Annotated in this window: 22 protein-coding genes and 1 pseudogene; all 23 read left to right on the forward strand. The window is 45.8% G+C overall.

Going from position 1 to position 21,981, the window contains the following annotated elements; all coding sequences use genetic code 11:
• Positions 1 to 68: 68 nt before the first annotated feature.
• The 23 genes and pseudogenes from F3I09_RS33230 (at position 69) to F3I09_RS33345 (ending at position 21,979) form a co-directional block, all read left to right on the forward strand.
• Positions 69 to 1,886 (forward strand): annotated as a pseudogene (locus F3I09_RS33230) (phage terminase large subunit family protein).
• Between the two features lie 9 nt (positions 1,887 to 1,895).
• Positions 1,896 to 2,267, forward strand: coding sequence for a helix-turn-helix domain-containing protein (locus F3I09_RS33240; protein WP_149699368.1), 372 nt, complete (start codon positions 1,896 to 1,898; stop codon positions 2,265 to 2,267).
• On the forward strand, positions 2,234 to 2,443 hold the full coding sequence (locus F3I09_RS34865) for a phage head-tail joining protein (RefSeq protein ID WP_149699369.1): 210 nt from the start codon (positions 2,234 to 2,236) through the stop codon (positions 2,441 to 2,443). The genes F3I09_RS33240 and F3I09_RS34865 overlap by 34 nt, the downstream gene beginning before the upstream one ends.
• Complete coding sequence (locus tag F3I09_RS33250; protein ID WP_149699370.1) at positions 2,443 to 3,960, forward strand: phage portal protein; 1,518 nt, start codon at positions 2,443 to 2,445, stop codon at positions 3,958 to 3,960. Before F3I09_RS34865 ends, F3I09_RS33250 begins: the two co-directional genes overlap by 1 nt.
• Positions 3,961 to 4,049: 89 nt before the next feature.
• Entirely contained in the window at positions 4,050 to 6,044 is a 1,995-nt protein-coding gene (locus tag F3I09_RS33255; protein ID WP_149699371.1) for a prohead protease/major capsid protein fusion protein, read from the forward strand.
• A 66-nt stretch (positions 6,045 to 6,110) separates the two neighbouring features.
• Positions 6,111 to 6,446: a DUF2190 family protein gene (locus tag F3I09_RS33260; protein ID WP_149699372.1), complete on the forward strand. Its 336-nt coding sequence runs from the start codon at positions 6,111 to 6,113 to the stop codon at positions 6,444 to 6,446.
• Positions 6,446 to 6,781 (forward strand): hypothetical protein, encoded by a 336-nt coding sequence (locus F3I09_RS33265; protein ID WP_149699373.1) that lies wholly within the window; start codon positions 6,446 to 6,448, stop codon positions 6,779 to 6,781. Before F3I09_RS33260 ends, F3I09_RS33265 begins: the two co-directional genes overlap by 1 nt.
• Positions 6,778 to 7,260 carry a Gp37 family protein gene (locus F3I09_RS33270; protein WP_149699374.1) on the forward strand — a complete coding sequence of 161 codons (483 nt, stop codon included), beginning with the start codon at positions 6,778 to 6,780 and terminating at the stop codon, positions 7,258 to 7,260. The genes F3I09_RS33265 and F3I09_RS33270 overlap by 4 nt, the downstream gene beginning before the upstream one ends.
• Entirely contained in the window at positions 7,257 to 7,469 is a 213-nt protein-coding gene (locus F3I09_RS33275) for a hypothetical protein (protein WP_149699375.1), read from the forward strand. Before F3I09_RS33270 ends, F3I09_RS33275 begins: the two co-directional genes overlap by 4 nt.
• Positions 7,469 to 8,890, forward strand: coding sequence for a phage tail sheath subtilisin-like domain-containing protein (locus tag F3I09_RS33280; protein ID WP_149699376.1), 1,422 nt, complete (start codon positions 7,469 to 7,471; stop codon positions 8,888 to 8,890). The genes F3I09_RS33275 and F3I09_RS33280 overlap by 1 nt, the downstream gene beginning before the upstream one ends.
• Before the next feature lie 5 nt (positions 8,891 to 8,895).
• Positions 8,896 to 9,420: a phage major tail tube protein gene (locus F3I09_RS33285; protein WP_149699377.1), complete on the forward strand. Its 525-nt coding sequence runs from the start codon at positions 8,896 to 8,898 to the stop codon at positions 9,418 to 9,420.
• Between the two features lie 74 nt (positions 9,421 to 9,494).
• Complete coding sequence (locus F3I09_RS33290) at positions 9,495 to 9,878, forward strand: hypothetical protein (RefSeq protein ID WP_149699378.1); 384 nt, start codon at positions 9,495 to 9,497, stop codon at positions 9,876 to 9,878.
• A gap of 156 nt (positions 9,879 to 10,034) precedes the next feature.
• The gene (locus tag F3I09_RS33295) at positions 10,035 to 11,867 is read left to right on the forward strand and encodes a hypothetical protein (protein WP_149699379.1); all 1,833 of its coding nucleotides are present in this window, start codon (positions 10,035 to 10,037) and stop codon (positions 11,865 to 11,867) included.
• A gap of 12 nt (positions 11,868 to 11,879) precedes the next feature.
• The gene (locus F3I09_RS33300; RefSeq protein WP_149699380.1) at positions 11,880 to 12,761 is read left to right on the forward strand and encodes a phage tail protein; all 882 of its coding nucleotides are present in this window, start codon (positions 11,880 to 11,882) and stop codon (positions 12,759 to 12,761) included.
• Positions 12,758 to 13,006 carry a tail protein X gene (locus F3I09_RS33305; RefSeq protein WP_149699381.1) on the forward strand — a complete coding sequence of 83 codons (249 nt, stop codon included), beginning with the start codon at positions 12,758 to 12,760 and terminating at the stop codon, positions 13,004 to 13,006. The genes F3I09_RS33300 and F3I09_RS33305 overlap by 4 nt, the downstream gene beginning before the upstream one ends.
• A 3-nt stretch (positions 13,007 to 13,009) precedes the next feature.
• Complete coding sequence (locus F3I09_RS33310; RefSeq protein ID WP_149699382.1) at positions 13,010 to 14,035, forward strand: phage late control D family protein; 1,026 nt, start codon at positions 13,010 to 13,012, stop codon at positions 14,033 to 14,035.
• Positions 14,032 to 14,661, forward strand: a complete 630-nt coding sequence (locus F3I09_RS33315) for a phage baseplate assembly protein V (RefSeq protein ID WP_149699383.1) — start codon at positions 14,032 to 14,034, stop codon at positions 14,659 to 14,661. Before F3I09_RS33310 ends, F3I09_RS33315 begins: the two co-directional genes overlap by 4 nt.
• A gap of 70 nt (positions 14,662 to 14,731) precedes the next feature.
• Positions 14,732 to 15,667, forward strand: coding sequence for a GPW/gp25 family protein (locus F3I09_RS33320; protein WP_188134064.1), 936 nt, complete (start codon positions 14,732 to 14,734; stop codon positions 15,665 to 15,667).
• Positions 15,667 to 16,776, forward strand: coding sequence for a baseplate J/gp47 family protein (locus F3I09_RS33325; protein WP_149699385.1), 1,110 nt, complete (start codon positions 15,667 to 15,669; stop codon positions 16,774 to 16,776). Before F3I09_RS33320 ends, F3I09_RS33325 begins: the two co-directional genes overlap by 1 nt.
• The gene (locus F3I09_RS33330) at positions 16,769 to 17,413 is read left to right on the forward strand and encodes a phage tail protein (RefSeq protein ID WP_149699386.1); all 645 of its coding nucleotides are present in this window, start codon (positions 16,769 to 16,771) and stop codon (positions 17,411 to 17,413) included. Before F3I09_RS33325 ends, F3I09_RS33330 begins: the two co-directional genes overlap by 8 nt.
• An 11-nt stretch (positions 17,414 to 17,424) precedes the next feature.
• On the forward strand, positions 17,425 to 17,769 hold the full coding sequence (locus F3I09_RS33335) for a hypothetical protein (protein WP_149699387.1): 345 nt from the start codon (positions 17,425 to 17,427) through the stop codon (positions 17,767 to 17,769).
• Positions 17,766 to 18,773: a hypothetical protein gene (locus tag F3I09_RS33340; RefSeq protein ID WP_149699388.1), complete on the forward strand. Its 1,008-nt coding sequence runs from the start codon at positions 17,766 to 17,768 to the stop codon at positions 18,771 to 18,773. The genes F3I09_RS33335 and F3I09_RS33340 overlap by 4 nt, the downstream gene beginning before the upstream one ends.
• On the forward strand, positions 18,773 to 21,979 hold the full coding sequence (locus F3I09_RS33345) for an SGNH/GDSL hydrolase family protein (protein ID WP_149699389.1): 3,207 nt from the start codon (positions 18,773 to 18,775) through the stop codon (positions 21,977 to 21,979). Before F3I09_RS33340 ends, F3I09_RS33345 begins: the two co-directional genes overlap by 1 nt.
• Positions 21,980 to 21,981: the final 2 nt, after the last annotated feature.

The raw sequence follows: 21,981 nt of genomic DNA on the forward strand, positions 1-21,981 counted from the left end.
AGAAGCACGATCGGATAGACTTTTCTTTATTGGGTGGGTTCCAGGCAGGAATTACACCAGATCCCGATATGACTCCGCGAGAGTGGGCTGATACATTTAGAATTTTGCCCGATAGTTCTGCGCGGCCAGGTAAATTCAGTAGCGACTTCACTCCGTATGTTAAGGAGCCGATGGACCGGCTGTCGGTCAATGATCCTGCTCAAAAGGTAATTGTAAAGAAGTCATCTCAGGTGGGGTTTACAGAGGTTGGAAATAACTGGTTGGGTTATGTGATAGACAAGGCGCCAGCGGGAATGCTGTATGTTATGCCTACAGATACTATGATGAAAGATACCTCAAAGAACCGCATTGAGAAGATGATTGAATCCACGCCTGCTATATCAGACAAGATCGCTGCTAAGAGGTCTAAGGATAGTTCTAACACACTTATGTTCAAAGAGTTCAGGGGCGGATTCGTGAAAATGGTTGGGGCTAATTCTCCTGTCGGCCTGGCATCGACGGCTGTAAGGTTTGTTTACATGGATGAGATAGATAGGTATCCGCTAAGTGTGGGAGGAGAAGGATCTGCAGAAGGATTGGCAGAAACCCGTACAATTACGTTCGGTGCGCGGAAAAAGATATTACTCACCAGTACTCCAACAATAAAAGGGACCAGCGCCATTGATGCGAGATTTGAAACAACAGGGCAACGGTATTATCACGTGCCTTGTCCGTTTTGTAATGAGTACCAGGTCTTAAGTATTGATCAAATTGTATATGAACCCGGCAAATACAGCGAGGCGAAATATCGGTGCTGTTCTTGTCAAGCGCTAATTGACGAACGATTTAAGGCGAGAATGCTCAAGCAGGGCAAGTGGATCCCAAGGTATCCAGAACGAGAAGACGGACTTGTGTATGGGTATTTTATAAACGCTTTATACTCTCCGTCGAACTGGTATCCATGGTCACAATTAGTTAAAGAGCGGGATGAAGCTGAAAATAATATTCCAAAGAAGATTGTGTTTACCAATACAAAGCTGGGGGAAGCCTATGAGTCGGATGAGAAGGGGGATAAGCCAGATTGGGAGAGTCTTTACGATCGTTCAGTAGATTATCTGCCGGAACCATTTTCTTCAGTTACGTTTATTACTGCAGGAGTAGACGTCCAGGCGGACCGGTTAGAAGTGGAAATTGTAGGTTGGATTAAAGGGAAAATAAATCAGAGTATAGAATATTTGCAAATTATTGGAGATACTTCTCAAAGCGAAGTATGGGAGGAATTAGCGAAAATTCTAAATAAAACATGGGTTAGACAGGGAGATAATAGCATTCTTCCGTTGCGTTTGATGGCTTTAGACACTGGTTATAATACATTGAAATGTTATTAGTTTGCGCAGAAGCATGGCACCAGTAGGGTGATTCCGGTTAAGGGACGGGATAAGTTAGGAATGTTATTTTCAGCACCACAGATAACTGATATTGTGAAGGGAGGGCAAAAGGTAGGTAAGGTAAAAGTGTGGGGCGTTGGCGTTAGTCTTATAAAAACCGAAATTTACGGGTGTCTAAAAAAGAGAGTTGATCCTGACACTGGAGCAATACCCGATGGATATTGTCATTTTCCAAAGCGAGAGCCATCATATTTTCGAGGGCTCACGGCTGAGGAGGTTGTATTGGTCACAAACAAAAAGGGATTTGAAGAATATCAATGGCAAAAAAAATACAAACGAAATGAACCGCTAGACTGTAGAGTGTATGCACGAGCGGCGGCCGCCGTTGTAGGGATGGATCGGTGGTCTAATGAACGTTGGGATCGGGAGCGCGGAATGGAGTATCCAATTGCTGTTCCAAAAGCAAAGCAAACAACCAAAAAGAAAAACAATAATAATACGTCTAGTTTCTGGAACTAAAAGCCTTTAATGCCAAAAAACCAAAGCAGAGTTAATACCATATCTCCTGTTTATCGGGAAATGATAGAAAAAGTAACTGATGCCACTTGCCAATACTTTAGTGTAACTAAAGATCAGTTAACTTCTGAATATAAACTTTCCAACGCCCGCCACCTATGTTTCTATATTATAATGGAAAATGCGAAAGGAGTTTATGATTATGATATAGGGAAGTTCTTTAATAGAAAGAGGACAGCGGTTCAATACGGTATTGGCTGCGTATCCGCACATGTGAATATTTATAGGCAAACTTTAGGCGACCTTAACGCAATAGTGGGTATCGCAAATACCTTTGAAAAAAAATATGAATGGCATTTACAACCGATCAGTATACAGCGTTAGTCGCTGCGATTTCCCAAGGCGCGAACAGAGTTCGTTATGCAGATAAGGAGGTTCAGTATAACTCGCTTTCCGAGATGCTGAAGTTGAAAGATCTTATGGAGAAGGAGCTTGGTCTTAAAAAGTCTGGCATTAAAACCACATATGCCGGTTTTTCAAACGGTCTTAATAAGTGTTAATGCAAAAGAGTTTTTTTGACAGAGCGATTGAGTTTGTTTCCCCGAAGCTGGCATTGCAGCGCTATCAGGCCAGAGCCGTTTTGCATGTTGTCAATAAGAACTATGACAAGATACTTAAGGCGGAGCAGAGAAAGTATGATGCCGCGTCCAAAGGGCGCCACTACAGTGACTGGCATTCACCAAACCTCAGTGTTAACCAAGAGATTCTTCATGCGCTTTCTACGCTCAGGGAACGTAGCCGGGATCTATGCCGAAACAATGCATATGCAATAAATGCCGTGCGCGTACTCCGTAATAATGTTGTCGGTACCGGGATTATTCCAAATTTTAAGAAAGGACCGGGCATATCGGCATCAGCTCTGAATAAATTGAAAACTGCGTGGACAACCTGGGGCGGTAAGACGGGTTGTGATTATGATGACATGAACACGTTCTCCGGCTTGCAAAGCATGGTAATGCGCGTTGTTGCTGAATCAGGTGAATGCCTTGTGCGCCGGGTAAGGGGGACAAGTGAGGATGTGTTGCCGCTGCGCCTTCAGTTGCTGGAAGGAGATCGCATTGATGGCAGCCATCACACTGGTACCTGGGACAGAGAAAACACGATTACCTATTATGGGATAAAGTTTGATAAATCTGGCAGACGACTGGGTTATTGGATTTACAAGGGGCATCCCTCGGAGTATGGAGGAGAATCTGAATTTGTATCAGCAGATAATATAGTTCATATATATGAGGTTGAACGGCCTGGTCAAATTCGGGGCATTCCTTTGTCATGTGGAGTTATGTTACGGATGAAGGACCTGGAGGATTATGAATTTACTGAAAGAATACGGAGTAAAGTTGCTGCTGCTTTTGCGGTATTCGTTGTGGACAATTCTGTAGATGACGCTCCGACGCCTGGCAGTGCAGATGAAATAGAGCGCATTGAACCCGGGATGATCAAACATTTGGTGCCCGGTCAGGATATTAAGGTTGCTCAACCTCCTACCGTGCAAGGGTTTGGCGAGTTTGTGAAGAATAACCTTCGTGGAATTTCCGCCGGTTTTGGAACCTCATATGAATCTCTAACAAACGATTATAGTAATGTGAATTTTTCGAGCGGCAGAATGGGTTGGATTGAAATGGGTCGGAATGTCGAGCACTTTCAGTTTAATATGATGATCCCGCGGCTATGCGATAAAGTCCTTCCCTGGTTTATAGAGGCGTGTCAATTGAAGGGCATTATTGGATTTAACGTTGTAGTGGACGTATCCTGGACGCCACCACGCAGAGAAATGATTGATCCGTATAAGGAGATACAAGCCCTGAAAGAAGGAATCCGCGCCGGTATTTATAGCTGGCAGGACGTTGTCAGAATGTGCGGTTACATCCCTGAGGAACTGAAGGAGGAACTGAAGCAGGATGCGGAAATGTGGGATACTCTTAAGCTGAGACCCACTGTTGATCCGCGATTTGACGCAAACAGGCCCCCTGATGAATCGAACAAAATTGATGACTCTGAAAAAGCCCCCGAATAGGGGCTTTTTCACGCGCCTAAAGTTTGCCTAAAGTTTGCCTAAAGGCGGGTCCATGCTCCCGTTATTTTTGCTTTAACGAATAACAAACAATGCCAGGTAGTACACAAGAAAAGAGGCAACTGCCTAAATTATCCGCTCGTGCGCTTTTTCAGCCTGAGACTTATGATGCAGCTAACAACACAATTGAAGTGGTATTTGCAACAGAAACGCCTGTGTTAAGGAGTGTCTGGGGGGAACAATACTTTGAGGTATTAGTATGCGATGGGACCAGTGTGCGAATGGAGCGTATTAATCAGGGGGCACCGGTTCTCGATACTCATGATACCTGGAGTTTGCAATATCAATTTGGTGTCGTTGAGCGGGCCTGGGTGGACGCTCAAAAGAAAGTTTGCAGGGCGCTGGTAAGGCTATCAACAACAGAAAAGGATAAAGATATTGTGGAGAAGATTAAGACGGGGATTATCCGTAATGTGTCTGTTGGATATCGTGTTTATGCGTATGAAATGGACGACGCACCGGAGAATAAGATTCCTACGATGCGGTGCACTGATTGGGAGCCCGCAGAAATATCCTTTGTGCCTGTACCTGCTGATCACAATAGTGGCGCGAGATCTTCGGATAACTCAATGAATGAAGTAACAATTTTTAAAAAATCAAATAAAACAGAAATGCCGGGATCTAATCCAAACGCAGCTACCGGTAATGAGCGGGCTGCCGAATCAACAACAACAACACAAACGGTGCAGCCAGCCGTTGCGAATACTGCAGCAACTGTCAATGAGGAGCAGGTCCGTAGCTCTGGCGCTGAGGCTGAACGCACTCGGGCGAAAGAGATCCGCACAGCGGTGAGGTCGGTGAAACTTCCTGAATCTTTCGGCGATGACCTTATTGATAAGGGTACATCGCTTGAACAGGCCAGAAAGTTAATTATTGATGAATTAGCAAAATCGGAAACTGCAGCTCCTGCGGTGCAGGCTGGGGTGCGTGTCAATGTAGATGATGACGACAAGCGTCGTGCAGCCACTATTGACGGCCTTTCTCTTCGCAGCGGATTTGTTAAGGAGAAGGACCTCAAGCCGGAACAGATATCGGCAGCGAGGCAGTTCAGGTCCTTAACATTGCTTGAGCTTGCAAAAGAATCTCTTACCCGTGCTGGAATTGATTATCGTGATTTGGACAAAATGGGTATTGTTTCCCGTGCGTTTACTTCCTCATCCAGCGATTTCCCGGTGTTATTGGAGGGCACTACGCGAAGAGTATTGCTTTCTGCATATGCAGTAGTTGCTGACACCTGGCGCAAATGGTGTGCCGTAGGCAGCGTATCTAATTTTTTAGAACATAAACGCCTTCGGTTGGGCAGCTTGTCCAGATTGGATAAGGTGGAGGAGAACGGGGAGTTCAAAAACAAAAACATAACCGATGCTGAATCTGAGTCCGCAAGCATCGATACTTACGGTAACATCATTGGTATCACGAGGAAGATGATAGTGAATGATGATCTTGCCGGGTTTACACGAATTGCGCAGATGTTCGGTCGTGCAGCTGCCAGGTCAATTGAAATTGACGCCTACAAGCTTCTTGCATCCAACCCGACAATGAGTGATAACATTGCTTTGTTTCATGCAAGTCATGGCAATTTGGCCACAGGCGCTGCAATGACGGTTGATTCATTTGATGCGTTGAGGGTAAAAATGGCATCTCAAGAAGATAAGGATAGCAATGATATTCTTGATCTCCGTCCTAGCATTTTGCTTTGTAGTATTTCGCAAGGCGGCACGGCTAAAGTTATCAATGGCGCGGAGTTCGATCCCGATGCGGCAAATAAACTGCAGAAGCCGAACAAGTCTCGTGGATTGTTCGATACCATTGTAGATACTGCAAGAATTACAGGTAACGAATACTATGCTTTCGCAGATCCTTCTATTGAGCCGGTAATTGAAGTGAACTTCTTGGATGGAAATCAAACTCCATTTATGGACAGTGAAGATGGCTTCACTGTCGATGGTGTGAGATGGAAGGTTCGTCACGATTACGGTATTGATGCTATCGGCTGGCGTGGTGCGGTAAAGAACCCTGGCGCGTAAATCATATCCTCATAATTAGTTGGGTGAGCAATCGCCCACCACATTTCTTTAAAGCACAAAAATCAAATGGCACAAAATTATATTCAGCCTGGTAATGTGATCCCTATCGTTGCGCCTGCCGGCGGTTATGTCACAGAGCAGGTGGTAAAATCAGGATCTATTGTAGGCATTGCGCTTGGGTCTGCGCCTCAGGATAGTATCTGTGAGGTAGCCTTGGAGGGCGTTTGGCAGGTTGCAAAAGCAACAGGTGCTGCATGGGTTCCCGGAGACAAGCTTTATTGGGATGCGGCAGCATTAAACTTTACAAAGACGGCAACCAGCAACACCGCTGCTGGCTACGCATTTGCGTCAGCCGCCACGGGCGACACTACTGGTCAGATACTCCTAAGGCAAATTGCGTAATGAACCTGTTCGATGGACTGCAGGCTGCGGCTCAGAGTATTGTAAGCAGCACATTTGGCTATGACGCAACATGGACTCCGTCAACGGGAGGTGACACTTTATCTGCGCGGGTGCTGTTCATCTCACCAACCGACCTGGAGAAGGTTAGCGATCAGGAGTATGTTTCAGCAGGGCCTCGAATGGAATATTTCTCTGGCCAATTCCCTGGATTGTTGGATTTGGTTTTGGATCGAAGCCTGGAAGTTGTTACTGTTAATGGCATCCAATACCGTAGTGTTCATGGTAAGGCTGACTATGACGGCAAAACTATTAAGATTTATTTAGAACCAGCATGAACATCTACCCAATACAACAGAGCATAGTCCAGAAGCTACAATCTGTTTTTTCTGCGCTATCGCTACCCTTCGAAGGAAGAGATTTACCAGACACTAGCAAGGACTATGATACTGCGGTTGTAAGCCCCATTGTCTATGTTGTATATGCGGGTAGCACTGCGAGTCCATCGGTGACAGCCAACACTATTGCACAGGAGCGCCGACTCCGGTTTAATGCGGAAATCCATAGCCGACTGCTTTATAGAAGCAACGGCATGTTTGTCGCAAGAGATATGGTCGAGCAGGCGCTGATAGGATTCAAGCCTGCCAACTGTCAGAGACTTTACCTGCTGCAGGATGATATAGCACAATCCCCGGATGATCCAAAATTGTGGGTACACGCTATGCAGTTTGAGTGTGTGACAATGTTGGTTCAGAAGGATGAATCGGACCCAATTATTATTCCATCATTTCAGGAATTAATCGCAAAAGAACCATGAAGTCATTCAAATACATAGGTAGCCAGGCACATAATTCTACTATCCTCGTGGGTGATGAGGGTAACAAGACAACTGAAGACATTCGCCTTGCTCCAGGTGATACCGCAATCTTGCCGGAGGATCACCCTGTCATTCAGTCTTTGATTGCAGGCGGCCTGCTTCAGGAAATCAAAACAACAACTACTACAACAACATCAAATAAAAAATAATGGCAACAGATTACCTACACGGGGTCGAAACGATCGAGTTGGAAATTGGTGGTCAGACCTTGTCAGTTGTTAAATCATCTGTGATCGCTCTGCCGGGCATTGCGCCGGTGGGTGTAAAGAATGTACTCACGCTTTGCACTACAGCTACCGACGACGCACAGTTTGGTAAGCCGCTGCCAGGTTTCAATATCCCTAAAGCACTGCAGATTATCCGCTCTATTGCTGGCAGTACTCCTGTACTGGTTGTGAATACATTTGATGCGACCGCAAACACGGCTAGTGTGACCTCTGAATCTCAGACGGTCACTAATGGTGCGCTCAAGCTGGCATTTGCCCCTATTGGTGCGGTAACCATTAAGTTAAATGATGGTACCACAGATGCGCCGATTGTTAAGGGTACAGATTATACGCTCGACGAATACGGCAACTTCAAAGTGATCAGCGCCAATATTTATAACGGCACAGTGTACAAGTTCACCTACAAAAAGTTGGATGCGTCTACCGTAACGACCTCTCAGCTCATAGGGTCTGTTGATTCAAATAGCAACCGTACGGGGATGGCGCTTTACGATCTTGCCTTCAACCTGTTTGGTTTTACTCCCAAGGTTTTTGCCGCCCCAACTTATAGCAGCCTGTCTGCGATTGCTACGGCACTTAAGGCCGCAGCAGCAAAGTTCAGATCTGTATACTTGCTGGACGCACCATACGGCACGACGATCCCGGGAGCAATTGCGGGTCGTGGCGTCGCTGGTAGTCTAGTATTCAATACAAGTGACGAACGCGCCTATTTGCTTTATCCTTATTTAAAGACCTGGGACGACTATTCTCAGGCGGATCAGGATTACCCTTACTCCGCGTTCATGGCAGGATTGATCGCGAAAACCGACCGTGAGCGCGGTTACTGGTATTCTCCAAGCAACAAGGAAATCTCCGCCGCAACTGGAAGTGAACGGCCAATTCAATGGAGTATCAATGATGCGAACTGCGAGGCTAACCAGCTAAATGCTGCCGGTATTACTACCATTGCCGCCGGGTATGGTACTGGTATACGCGCCTGGGGAAACAGAGATGCGGCATTCCCGACATCCACATCGATCAAGAATTTTCTGGCAATTCGAAGAGCCGATGACATCGTGATAGAGTCGATGGAGCTGGCTGCGTTGCCATACGTTGACGAGCCAATGAACCAGGCATTAATCGATACAATAAGAGAAGCAGGTAATAATTTTATTAGAGTGCTGGTACAACGTGGGGCCTGCCTCCCAGGTAGTAGGGTTGAATATCACAAGGAAGACAATTCTGCATCCGAGCTGGCGGCAGGTAAGTTAACTCTACGCCGTGTATATATGTTCCCGCCTCCGTTGGAACGCCTGACTTATAAAGACATTCTGGACATCAGTCTCCTTAACCAATTTAATTAATTCAAATGGCAGAGATAAAGATTAATAGGCTGCTGAACGCTAACGTATACAGTGAAGGTCAGAGTCTCCTGGGTAAGGTGGAAGAGGTATCACTGCCTGCTATTACCGCTAATGACACAGATCTCAAAGTGCTTGGGTTGATGATGACCACCAAGATACCAGGTGGGCTTGAGGCGATGTCTGGTAAGATGAAATTCAACGCGGTATATCCTGAGATTATATCGCTGTTTGGTAATCCTTTTCAGGCGAGAAGGATTCAGGTTCGCGGTAACCTTCAAACGTATAATACTGATGGTCTGCAATCTGAAGTCCCCGCTGTTGCGTTTATGACCGTTCGATTTAAGCATGCATTGCCGGGGATAACCCTTAAGATGAACGACAATCCGGAGCAGGAGTCAGAATTCAACTGTTCTTACTACAGGCTAGAAGTGGACGGGGTAACGATGATAGAGGTCGACGCTTTTGCTAACATATTTTTCGTTTCTGGTATTGATGTTAATAGCCAATACCGGATTAACCTTGGATATTAACAAGTTCAAATAACACAAACGGGCTGTCTGTTTTATCGCAGTCAGCCCTTAAACTTTTCATTAAAAAATAAATGATGGAAAATTCAACCGAAACAAAAATAGTGGATCATGCCCCTGTGCTCGCTTATCCCACCACGACTGATGCTGACGGGTTCTTTTTTGCCGACGAAGCTGATGCCGAGATGAAAATATATACCAAGGTATATGACAACGGTAATAAGATCAAAAAGACAACTTTGCCCACTTCTGGTAAAATTGCCGTAGTTCGGGAGCTTATAGCAAAAGAGACCAAGGACGTAGCCCGATTCATGGATAAGGACGCTGAGAGGTACCAGATGGCTGGTGTTGCTGTGGCTACTACATTGGACGGATCTAGGGTGGCGTTTGAGGTCATTGAAATGCTTAAATGGAAGGATTACCAGCGACTTCTTGCGATGCATACAGACTTAAATTTTTAGTAAGCCGTAATACGATAGCCTATACGGCATCGTATTACGGGCTCAACCCCTTAGAGGTTGAAGGCTGGAAGTCATCTCAGGTGATTGAGTGGTTCAATGAGGCAATAGAGATTGAAGACCAGAAGGCAAAAGCGACTGAAAAAGCAATGAATAAAAATGGCTAAGGATATCAAATTTGCGCTTATTCTGGCCGCTACTGATAAAGCTAGTGCGGTTATAAAAAAGGCGTTTGCAAATGCCGAAAAACATGCAAAAGGGCTGTCTAATGTCGGCAATAGGATGCAAGAGATCGGCGAAAAGGGCATGGTAGCCGGTGGGATCATGACCGCTTTCTTTGGGAAAACTATTGCTGATGCCAGGGAGAGTGCAATTGCCCAGGCGAAAGTAATTCAGGGGTATGAGACCATGGGACGCACGGCCAAGGAGGCTCAAGAGTTAATCGACTTCGCCGGGAAAAAGCAATATGAATGGGGAATTGTTGATGAAAAAATAGTTGACGCTGGAGGTAAGTTAGGAACATTTTCCAACCTGTTTGTGGCGGCGGCGAAGAAGAATGATATATTTAACAGATCCCTACAAGCAGCATTTGATCTTCAAGCTAAGGGATTTGGAGACGCGTCCGCAAATGCAGTTCAACTTGGGAAGGCGATGCAGGATCCGGTAAGGGGCGCGGCCGCTTTGTCAAAAACTGGTACCCTGAATAAATCCGATATAGCTATAATCAAGCAGATAGCTGCGACGAAGGGACTCGGTGCAGCTCAGCTGTATATCATCAAGGCGATAGAGAAACAGGTTAAGGGCACGGCAGCCGCAGCGGCAGATCCATTGAAAGTGCTCGAGATAGGCGCTGGGGATACCAGCGAGGCGATCGGCAACGGGCTCTTGCCCCAGGTTAATAAATATGCTAAAAGCCTCGGACAGACTATGCCGAAGGTTATCGCCTTTGCAGACAAACATAGGCCATTGATACTAGCCATTGCCAAGGCATCTGTCGGACTGCTGGCCTTTAGTGCCGGTCTTAAGGTTGTGGGATTCGCTTTTTCAGGATTGAGCACTACAATTACGACGGCAAGTAAGATCGCAAAGTTTTCCCGAGAGATAGGTTTAGCCGGTAAGATCGCAGCGGGTGCGAAAAGTGGATTTGATGCGATGAAGTTTGGCGCATTCGCGATGCAGTATCATCTAAAATTTTCTGTAATACCTGCTTTAAAGGCCGCCGGAACGTCGGTAATTAAGTTCGGTGCAACTCTGCTTGCAAGCCCAATCACATGGTATGTGCTTGCCGCCGTGGCCCTTGCTGCAGTAGTTTACGTTGTCATTCGGAACTGGGATAAAATATCCGCTTTCTTCGCTCGATTATGGCAGGGGATTAAAAATCTATTCAGCAAATTTGTGCAGTGGGCGAAATTCTTGTTTATGAACTTCACACCATACGGGCTTATCATACAAGCATGGATGAAACTTGCGCCGCATTTTGGGGAGATATGGGAGAAAGTAAAAGATGTTTTTAAGAAGGCGTGGCAGTGGATTGCCAATCTGGGCGGAAAGTTTCTTGATGCCGGTAAGAATATTGTTTCCAGCATAGCAAAAGGTATGGTAGCAATGGCTCAGGCACCGGTTAAGGCAATAATGGCGATAGTGAAGAAGATACGTAATTTCCTTCCATTCAGTCCTGCCAAGGAGGGAGCATTAAGGGATATACATAAGGTAAAGCTCGTAGAAACAATCGCTCAGAGTATAACAGCTAAACCTCTTGTTTCCGCAATGGGCAAGGCTACTGATCAATTATACAATCAATTGAATAGCCCCCGACCTGTGTACAATGGATCTCGTAGTAACGTCACTCAAATTACCTTTTCTCCTACGATTCAACTATCAGGCACTGCCACTCAGTCAGATGCACAGATGATCTCCGACAATCTCAGGTCAGAGTTTAAGAAGATGTTGCGTGATTATGAAATGCAGAAAGGGCGTGTTGCATTCGGTTAAAAAAAATTGCTTATGTATTGCCAGTTGGGAACAACCCGTTTTGATGGAGCAAAATCATTTGTCACATTCAACAGTGATGAGGAGGCTATTATTGTTGAACATGCGATAATCGGCCGGCGTGCTAGGCTTCAGGGAGCGGGCCTTGGTTTGCGTAATATTAGTCTGTCATTGTTCTTGCATCAAGAGTTTTGCCAGGTTCTACATGAAGTTCGCATCCTGCGTCAGTCGAAGAATAGTTTTGAAATCCTCCCTCTGTTGTGGGGTAATGGTCATATTGAAGGTGAATTTGTTATTATGACCATGAGTGAGACAAAGATACAACAGGATGCAATCGGTAATACGGTGTCAACAACTGTTAATTTGACACTAAAAGAGTCTGTTGAGGAGGATAAGTTAGACAAGAAACAGGCAGAAGCGCAGGCTAGTGCCTTTGCTGTCGGTAGCAAAAAACCGGCAACCAAAAGTAACCGGGTTAACCAGAAGAACTGCGAACAGACCGTGAGTAGCCTGTGCTCTGGTGTCAAGGCAAACGGTAGTGTTTTGAATAAGTACTGCCAGGGTTACACGAATATTGGTGATACAAACTGGAGGATAAAGTTTGTTTTGAATAGAATAGACGAAGATGCAAAAAAGCTGGCGGATATGTCTGCCACATCATCGAGTTGCGCATATGGTATCCCCCTTCTCAATGACCACGCAAAGAATGTTCGTTCATGTGTTGCAACGCTGCTGCAGGATGTTGTGATCAATGAGACAACATATGCAAACCTCCTTTATACACCGATTACATTGAAGCTTAAAGATGACAATCAGAAGCTTCAGCGGGCAATACAGACGTTGGACACCACACTGGTAGCCAGCCCCCTCATAAAAGGTGCAATTACTATCAAATGACGATGGAATATATTACCCTGCCGGGTGACAGGTGGGATCTGATAGCCTACAAATCATACGGTACGGTTGGTCAGATTGCCCTGGAAGACGGGCAAATGGTCAATGCGATGAGCTACATTGTACAGGCGAATCCGGGATTGAAACTCGATTCGATTTTATCTGAAGGATTGCTTCTGCAGGTGCCGGTAATTCCGAGTGCTGCGGTAAAGACAGATCCTCAGTTATTGCCACCTTGGAAACGATAGCGAATGAATTTATCTATAGTTGACTATACGATTCTTTATAATCAAAAAGACATTAGCCGGGATGTATCTGCCCAGGTGTTGACCATCCAATATACGGACAAAGTAACTGGTGAGAGTGATTCGCTGGAAATATCAGTAGCGGACTATGACCAGCGCTGGCAAAACGATTGGTATCCAGCGAAGGGAGATACCTTGGAGTTAGTTATTCGGCAGGATAGTCAGCAGCTATCCTGTGGTAGGTTCGAGATCGATGAAAACGCATCATCTTCCAGTACAAGTGGGGATGTTTTTGTGATCAAGGGGCTGGCTGCAGGAATTAAGAAACAGCTTCGCACAAAGAAGAGCTATGCTCACGAGGATAAAAGCCTGCGAGAGATAGCAAATACGGTTGCCGCGGGTATGGGCCTAACGGTTGAGGGGGCCGTACCTGATATCCGAATCCGCAGGGTTAACCAATACCGTGAGACTAACCTTCAATTTCTGAACAGAATAGGGGCTGAATACGGCTGTATTTTCTCCGTCCGGGACTCTAAGCTGATTTTCATTTATTATAAGGATTTAGAGGGTAGGGCGTCCTCTTTTATCCTGACAAAACAGGATTTAATATCCTGGGATCTGCGGGATCAGTCCCACAAGACGTTTAAAAAGGCTAAGCTTCGACATCATGATCCGTACAAGAAAGAGACGGTCTCGTATTTTTCGAAGGACGACGACGAGGATTCGGACAGCGATTCGGCAGACGACATTGAAATTAGGTCCAATGTCGACAATAAGCAACAGGCAGAAGCTAAAAGTAAGTACGCTCTTTTTAAGAATAACACACAGGGGGTTGGCGGGGACATCGTCCTACCGGGGCATCTACTTTTTGTCAGCGGAAATAATTTCCAATTGCATGGTGCTGGTAATTTCTCTGGACTTTATCACATTTTAGAGGCCACACATTCCATCAGCCAGTCAGGAGCATACCAAACATCCGGCAATATAAAGCGACTGAAAACCATTGATTCTCAATTTCATAAGACGACATGAATTCGCAACTAAAATTCGGTACTATAAGTGAGGCGAAGCCTGGTTTTGCACGCGTCTATTTTGAAGAGGATGAAATTGTCAGCGACTTTTGGCCGGTTTTAGGCCGGACAAGCCTCATTGATAAAGAATCCTGGGTGCTCAATGTTGATGAGCATGTTGTATGCCTGTGTGATGAGCGCTGCGAATTGGGGGTGGTTCTGGGCGCCATAGCGAACGAGAAGGATCCTGTGGAACCCGGGGCCTCTGTTGGTAAGTTTAGGAAAGTCTTTTCTGATGGAACAATCATCGAGTACGATAAGGAGAGTCATAAATTAACTGCTGATGTGAAGGGGGCTGTGGATATTATCAGTACCACACAGCTTACAGCCAAAGCCATTGTAAAGGCTTCTGTTGAAGCCCCACAGATCGAGCTTAAGGGGACTGTAACCATACTGGGCGTGTTGACTGCCGCCGGCCTGAGTGTTACTGCGATGCCAGGGGTGCCGGGATCGGACGGAAAAATTACAGCTTCAGCAGACATTGAAACAACAGGGGACATAAAGGCTGGTACTGTATCGCTGAAAGCCCATGTTCATAGCGGTGTGGTGACAGGCCCTGGTACATCCGGCCCCCCGGTCGGTGCCTAAAGTTTGCCTAAAGTTTGCCTAAAACCGCGTTGTGCTATGCCCCAAATTTGTGCAGTACAATCAATCAAAAGTGGCAACCTTAGCGCAAATCAAATCACCTGTTTGGTCTTATGCGATCTCCGGCGGCGGAGCGATCGCTGAGGGCCTTGCTGCAATAAGGCAATGCATTGATATTATTATTCGTACGACGCCGGGTACGGATCCACTTCGCCCGTCTTTCGGCAGTGACGTTTGGCAGTGGGTTGATCAACCAGCAGATATTGGTATTCCAAACATAAAGAAGGCTATACTCGATGCTGTTGCCATATGGGAGCCACGCGTCACCATCACTTCAATTGCGCACAGGCTTGAAGTTTCTCATTTGTATTTAGATGTAACATACAGGTTGACTGATGGAACTATGTCCGATTTGCTGAGTATTATTATCAACAATGGTGGTGTTTCTTCAAACGTTTTGCCACGAAGGCTTGTGTTACAAGGTCTGTTTCCTCCCAATCCTAATAGCTATCAGTATACTATTGAATGTTCCCTGGACGGCGCGGCAATACTACCGCTGCCGCCTGATAATGGTTTTGCCACCCCTGACGACATGCTTCAATGGGTGCGCAGTAACTGGATCAATTACGGACAATGGTATTTAACAGCAGATTCAATAGTCGGTTACATAATCTCGGACTATCTAACGGGCACTCTCGCCGTTGGCTTACTTGCCGTTTTGCGCTTTAGCGGAGGTATACCGGGCCTGCCTATAGGCCGCACGTATCGTGTGGAAATTACTGTTGATGGTGTAATCTATTCCAGCAGTGAAAGTTTGTATAGTGCCGATCAGGTCAGGCAGTGGGCACAGGATAATATCGGTGACTTAGGTACCTGGGAGGTGGTTACGACACCAGGTAGCTTTAATGATGATTTTAATGACGATTTTGACACCTATCGCCAAGTCTTAGTTATTTATACAGATCAGGCAGAGGAGGTTAATATACAAATAACTACAGAGGCAGAATAATGGCAGATGCATTACCGACAATATTTGATGAGAGTGTAGAAACCAAAAAGGCAACTATACAAGCGCGTCTGGAAAAGGAGTTGAACAGGTCTTTGGCTCCCGGGGATGTTGAGATGTTAATTGCTAATGCGTTTATCTACGAATTACAATTGGTGTGCATTGCCGGTAATGAAGCAATGCGCCAGTGTGTTGTGTCATACGCCACCGGGGCGATGCTTGAGCGTCTTGGGGATCTTGTTGCAGTTTCCAGGCAACCAGCCACCGGGGCAGAATGTACTATCAGGTTCAATTTTGTAGCTGGTCACAATCCTGTCCAGCTACCTGCAGGCATACGGGTGCAAAGCATTGACGGCACCGTGATTTTCATTACCACTGCTTCCGCTGATATTGCTATCGGAGTTGAGTATGTAGATATAATAGCTATCTGCCTCACACCTGGTACAGTAGGAAACGGATACGATCCGGGTAAGATCAGTATTATTCTGGATCCTCAGCCCTTTCTTACATCTGCTGCAAATTTGAGTACAACAAACGGTGGTGCTGATGAAGAGTCCGATACAGAGTTGCGTAGCCGTATCAGCCTGGCGCCATCCCGTTTTAGCGTCGCCGGTCCGTCCGGTGCATATAAATTTTGGGCAATGTCGGCGCATCCTACAATTGTGGATGTAGCAGTGATCACGACAAACCCAGGAGAGGTTACGCTATACCCCTTGTGCGCTGGTGGAACATTACCGTCCTCTGAAATTCTGGCGAAGGTCCTTTCAGTTTGTGATGATGAGAAGATCCGTCCGCAGAATGACACCGTTTTGTCGGCTGCTCCGACAGTGTCTGACTATACAATCGACGTGCAATTGACGACTTACTCCGGTGCGATTAATTCAGAAGTTCTCGCTACGGTGAATGCTAACCTGAATTCATTTAAAGACGAACGGGAAAACAAATTGGGATTGGATGTGATCAGGAATCAGATCAATGCTTTATGCATGATCAAGGACAAGGTGTATAACGTGGATATTGTTTCGCCTTCTGCGGATATCGTGGCGGATGAAAAGACTTATCCTCGTTGCACATCAATATCAGTCACCATAACAGGTAGCAATAATGGGTAAAGTAGTGATGGCGGATAGTATCGCTCACCTGCCGGAATTCGCGGCGTGGTACAAGGTGATAAAAGATACTCTTGCAGATATCGATTTGGGAAAGCTTCTTATCTACATCATCGATACCGTAGACGCTAGCCTATTACCTGCGTTAGCCGAGCAGTTTGATGTTCTCGGTTATAAAGGATTCAAATTAGCGCAAACTGAATTCGATCAGCGGCAGATTATTAAGCGGGCTATTGAACTACATAAATACAAGGGCACAGAGTGGGCGATAAAGGAAGCGCTGAAAAGCATCGGATTTGCGGATATAGAGCTCATTAAGACCGGTTATGATCATTGGGCGAAGTTTGGTATTCGAATCACAAATGAGGCGCTACAATTGACTGATAATGCCTTTTTTGATATAACACAAATGGTCAAGGAATATAAGAGGGCAGTCTGTGTGCTGGAAGAAATCCGGGTTACCATTCAGGTCGAAGATGCATTATTTGTAGAAGATGTTTCTGCATCTGTGCTTGCTGCTATATCTGCCGAAGACACTATTAATCTGTCAGGTATTATAAAATATGATGGGCAAGAGGAGTTCGACGGCAGCCATGATTTCTCTTCTGACGAGGATGTCGCAACAATAAGTGAGATATAAATTAACAATGAATGATACTTAACGCAGGGATACCAAATGTGATTGATCTATTAAGGGGTGATGCGGCTGGCAAAAAAGTCGCGAAGCTTGTCGTTGGTACGGGTAATTCGCCGGTTACTGGTACCGAAACCTCACTGACTGGTCAGGTTGCTAAGGACGTACTGTCCACTAACCTTATTACTGGGGGGTATGTTCAATTCAATTCCGAATTAACAGCAGGAGATCCTGCAATGGTAATACAGGAAATGGGATTGTTGAATGATGCCGGTGTCCTGATTCACCGCCGGGTGATTGCGCCTATGAATAAAGTGGCCGGTGTGACCTATTCTATCAATTACAAAATACGTGTGCAATGACGGAATATCAGGCCCAAGACCTTTTTAATGATACGCAAATTTACGATTTGAGCGACTTGGTCAAAGGTGGCGCTAATGGAGATGCTAACACGCCTTTGAAGGTTTTAGCCGATAGAACCGAATGGCTACGCCGAAGGCTTGGGCGTATTGAGGTGAAAACGATAACCGGTAGTTATGTATTTGACGATGCCGACTTAGGCAAGGGCTTCTCCTTTCACATCAATGGCAACACATCATTTACGCTACCAGATGTAAGCAGCCTTACGCCTGGTACACCGATCCGGATTAATACTCGCATACCGGTAATTAAAGCGCTTACAATATTAACCGCCGGCGGCCAAAAGATCTACGATGGTTCAGACGATGTTACAGAGATGTACATGCATGATGCAGAGCGATTAGTGCTGATTGCTGTAGCTGAAGATAATGGGGATACTCCGGATCACTGGGAGATATTCGACGCCTTCGGCAACTTCCATGCAGCTGGTCAAAGTTTCGGTGTTCGCCTGCAGCCGCGGAATTCATTTATGAATGATGGAGCCCTGAAAACCCGAGCAGACACCCCGCGGCTGTGGGCGCAGATAAGTAAGATGGGGGCCGCTGTGGTTTCCGATACGGTATGGAACAGCGACCCCGGGGGGCAGCCAGTATATAGGGGGTGCTTCAGTACTGGCACTAGTTCGCTGAATTTTCGATTACCGGACGAGCGGGGGATGCACGACCGGTATTTGGAGATGGGGCGGAACGGCATTACCTCAGGACGTCTTTATGACAACCCTGGCGGCTATGGGCCAGATGCATTAAAGCAACATAATCACACCTCCGAGCAGATTAGTAAACGGGGCTACCCGGACGATTCAGCGGATCGGACCAATTCGGATTACTATTGGATATCTCCAGGGAATGATCCGGGCCACGCACAAAATATCGTCATTAATTCCGCCGGAACATCGCCTGAAAACAACGTAAAAACTATAGGTAAAATACCAGTAACACTATATTAATGAAGCTCAGATTATTAATCCTTTCTCTTTTTGTAGCATTATCATCCACAGCGCAAATCAACGATACTGCTGTTTTGCGCAACTATATCAATGCCAACGTCATTGAAAACGGCACCAGGTCCGTAACAGCAACTCAATTATACTACTCTTTGACCGGGTTGCTTAATGTAAGCAACAGATATAAGATTGATAGTATCAATCTCAAAAGCGACTCACTTATTTATTATACCGCCGGTAAGCGCCGGGCGTTAAAGTTCAATCAGCCTGGCGTTGATTCGGTCCGGCTATCAAGCGATAGTCTTTATTTTAGACGTATTCAGGGCGGGGAGATTCCTATAAGGCTGGACTATTATACGAGGTCACAAAGCGATAATAGGTACGTATTAAGCCCTTCGGGCAAACTTACCGCAAACTGGCTAACTGCTTGGGATTACGCTATATCTTCTGAAGCGCCTAACCTGACGAATTTAGAGGATCGGTACTTAGTGGTAAACGGTACTGCTGGAGATACTGCTTTTACGGTTTCAGGCGGTACCGGTATGGCGGACTTTGTTCCAAATTACGTAGCTGCTGCATACGCTAAAGCGGATGACAAGTATTTCAGTTTCTTCGTCGTGCGGCAGTCTGGCGGTACATATCATACCGACCGTCCATTAAAATATAGCCTTGTAAACGATACGGTCAAATTCATTTGGTCCAGCTACCAGGGCCAGCACCTCAGCGATTACGGATATCGCGGTTATGCTGACATGATTTATGACTACCATAAGTCGTTAGCACAGAAGGATTATAAATTGTATAGCTTCTTCCCCGAAGATGGCGGCACCATCCCTTTTGTTGCGATCAACGGCGCCACGCAGGGCGGCTTTATTCCCAGCACTTCTATTCCTCAGCTATACTCGCAGACTACTGCGACCATCAACTATTCACAGATAGCAGTCAACCATTTTGTCATACAGCAGGGAGGGGTTGCTGATCGTGGCGGTGAATGGAGCGTGAATTTGGGCAAAAAGCGCGGTTATTGCGAAACATGGGTAGGCATAAATCGCAACCTCCCCGGTTATGCGAAAATAAACTTTTACCTGGATGGGGTATTGAAGGAGACGAAATTCGTGCGTGGTGGCGTGCAGAAGCTGACATTCAATTATGCAAATGCATCCAGCGGGAAGCTGCAGATAGTAACAGCAGACGCGCAGAATACAGCAATCAGGGTCGGCAAAACAATTTGGTATCAGACCGATCTTGACACTATCCCGAAGGCTTACCAGGGAGGTAAAATAATGTTCGTCGGTGATTCCTGGACACAACATCGGTACACAGGCGGTAATTACCTCAAATCTTCGCCCGAGCGTTTCCGTGCTCGTTGGCAAGGGGACGGCGGTGATCCCGCGGATATAATCAATGTGGGCAGAGGTGGGATGACCAGTGCTTGGGGTAAATACTGGTTCAAATACTGGTTGAATTTATATCATCCAAAATACGTCTACATTGAATTTTATATCAACGATTCAAACAGCTCAGGGTTCGTTGGTGATGGCAGTACGACTACCTGGAATTTTGACAGCACTGATCCATATGGTGCCGGACTCGATGTTGATGGAAAGGTGACTCAACAGAATTGGTTGGACAATATCAAATGGATGAAAGATACAGCCTTGGCCTATGGTGCCACCCCTATTATCCTAATGCCTACTCCTACCGCGTCCGCTACTCAAACTCAGGCTATATCCGCGTGGAATAGTGCGCTTCGTCCCGCAACTCAATATTATGATATTGAGACATTTTTTTCTTCTGGCGTATATGGTGACAATAGTGCAAACGCTCCACTTATAAGTGCCGCTACTGGCAACATAGATACTGTTGCTACAAAGGAGATTAAAGGCGGTACGGCTTCCATTAGTGGCTCCATGCTGATTGAATTACAGGCCACGAATAGCTCGACTACCAAAGGAGGGATCACATATCCTAAAGTGAATTATACCGGTAGCAGTGGGCATATATGGGACTGGCAAAATTTGCCCACGCTTGGTAGTGGGGTTGTGGGCTATATCGCAAATAATGGACTTTGGTACGGTGCAGGAGGATTTACGACTCCGGGTGCCTATACTATTCCGCCATTTCAAATATCATATGCATCTGGGATCGCGCGCGCTTCAGCTACTAATAGCACTACCGTTCAAGATTGGTATTTAGGAGATAGTTTAACCGGTGTGCTACGCTTCAGAATACCTGCTGTTTTGGCTAACTACACAACAAGTACGCTCCCTGCATCTGGTATAAGGCGCGTTAAAGGGGCATTGGTATATGATACTGATGTAGAAAAACCAGCTGTGACAGATGGCTTTTCGTGGTCATATCTGGCAAAGGAATCGCTAGTGCTAGCAAGATTCGACTCGATAACTGCGAAGGATAGATTTATACAAAACATATCTATAGCCGGCACGGCTCAATCAGCATCATTCAATATTACAGGACAAGGGATGATAGCAGGTACAAATTCATATAAGCTATTTCTTAGCAGACCTGATATGACATCGAGTGCTGTACTTGCGTTTAAAACAGGCACCGATACCTCCGGTTATGTTGGCTTACCCTCATTACTTAATAGAGATGTTTCACTAGTAGGATTAAAAGGCAGCGCAGCAATAAGGACAAGCGACACGGCCAGAATAATCTTTGGTTCCCATAGTCCTGAGTATTCATATGTTGTTGGTAAAAAGGGTAAATGGCTTTTCGGAGACAGTGTGCAAAGAACACCTACAATACCCCTCGAGGTAGAATCAGCACAGGATACCAGCATTTTAACTGCACACAAAATAATAGGAAACGGCATTATCAGTAATAGCACTATTACAGTCAGTAGCGCACCGGCCTATGCCTCCGGCGGGATAACAACTGTGGGCAGGAATAATACGACTGGCCGCCTGGAGACATTCACACCAAATCTTTCACCTGTTGGTGTTGTATATGGAGATGGAACGCTTACTACCTTTCCAACCAATGTAGACTACCTGATCTTGCAACCTACAGGCAACAATACAATTGAACTATCATCTACCGCTACTTATACAGGTAGCGCAGGGAGAGTGGCAGTTATACTGAACACCACCAATTTCACCTACACAATTGCAGGAACTACAGTATCCAGTAAATATGTGTATGTCGCATGGTATGCTAACAACACACCTTCATTTATTAATCTGTAATT

Origin of the sequence: Chitinophaga sp. CF418 (genome assembly GCF_900142925.1) — a bacterium.
Classification (GTDB): domain Bacteria; phylum Bacteroidota; class Bacteroidia; order Chitinophagales; family Chitinophagaceae; genus Chitinophaga.

Excerpts from the sequence above, each read along its gene's own strand:
- F3I09_RS33280 (WP_149699376.1), top strand. The coding sequence starts at position 7,469 with ATGGCAACAGATTACCTACACGGGGTCGAAACGATCGAGTTGGAAATT.
- F3I09_RS33295 (WP_149699379.1), top strand. The coding sequence starts at position 10,035 with ATGGCTAAGGATATCAAATTTGCGCTTATTCTGGCCGCTACTGATAAA.
- F3I09_RS33345 (WP_149699389.1), top strand. The coding sequence starts at position 18,773 with ATGAAGCTCAGATTATTAATCCTTTCTCTTTTTGTAGCATTATCATCC.
- F3I09_RS33330 (WP_149699386.1), top strand. The coding sequence starts at position 16,769 with ATGGGTAAAGTAGTGATGGCGGATAGTATCGCTCACCTGCCGGAATTC.
- F3I09_RS33260 (WP_149699372.1), top strand. The coding sequence starts at position 6,111 with ATGGCACAAAATTATATTCAGCCTGGTAATGTGATCCCTATCGTTGCG.
- F3I09_RS33305 (WP_149699381.1), top strand. The coding sequence starts at position 12,758 with ATGACGATGGAATATATTACCCTGCCGGGTGACAGGTGGGATCTGATA.
- F3I09_RS33340 (WP_149699388.1), top strand. The coding sequence starts at position 17,766 with ATGACGGAATATCAGGCCCAAGACCTTTTTAATGATACGCAAATTTAC.
- F3I09_RS34865 (WP_149699369.1), top strand. The coding sequence starts at position 2,234 with ATGGCATTTACAACCGATCAGTATACAGCGTTAGTCGCTGCGATTTCC.
- F3I09_RS33240 (WP_149699368.1), top strand. The coding sequence starts at position 1,896 with ATGCCAAAAAACCAAAGCAGAGTTAATACCATATCTCCTGTTTATCGG.
- F3I09_RS33275 (WP_149699375.1), top strand. The coding sequence starts at position 7,257 with ATGAAGTCATTCAAATACATAGGTAGCCAGGCACATAATTCTACTATC.
- F3I09_RS33265 (WP_149699373.1), top strand. The coding sequence starts at position 6,446 with ATGAACCTGTTCGATGGACTGCAGGCTGCGGCTCAGAGTATTGTAAGC.
- F3I09_RS33285 (WP_149699377.1), top strand. The coding sequence starts at position 8,896 with ATGGCAGAGATAAAGATTAATAGGCTGCTGAACGCTAACGTATACAGT.
- F3I09_RS33300 (WP_149699380.1), top strand. The coding sequence starts at position 11,880 with ATGTATTGCCAGTTGGGAACAACCCGTTTTGATGGAGCAAAATCATTT.
- F3I09_RS33315 (WP_149699383.1), top strand. The coding sequence starts at position 14,032 with ATGAATTCGCAACTAAAATTCGGTACTATAAGTGAGGCGAAGCCTGGT.
- F3I09_RS33335 (WP_149699387.1), top strand. The coding sequence starts at position 17,425 with ATGATACTTAACGCAGGGATACCAAATGTGATTGATCTATTAAGGGGT.
- F3I09_RS33310 (WP_149699382.1), top strand. The coding sequence starts at position 13,010 with ATGAATTTATCTATAGTTGACTATACGATTCTTTATAATCAAAAAGAC.
- F3I09_RS33325 (WP_149699385.1), top strand. The coding sequence starts at position 15,667 with ATGGCAGATGCATTACCGACAATATTTGATGAGAGTGTAGAAACCAAA.
- F3I09_RS33270 (WP_149699374.1), top strand. The coding sequence starts at position 6,778 with ATGAACATCTACCCAATACAACAGAGCATAGTCCAGAAGCTACAATCT.
- F3I09_RS33250 (WP_149699370.1), top strand. The coding sequence starts at position 2,443 with ATGCAAAAGAGTTTTTTTGACAGAGCGATTGAGTTTGTTTCCCCGAAG.
- F3I09_RS33255 (WP_149699371.1), top strand. The coding sequence starts at position 4,050 with ATGCCAGGTAGTACACAAGAAAAGAGGCAACTGCCTAAATTATCCGCT.
- F3I09_RS33290 (WP_149699378.1), top strand. The coding sequence starts at position 9,495 with ATGGAAAATTCAACCGAAACAAAAATAGTGGATCATGCCCCTGTGCTC.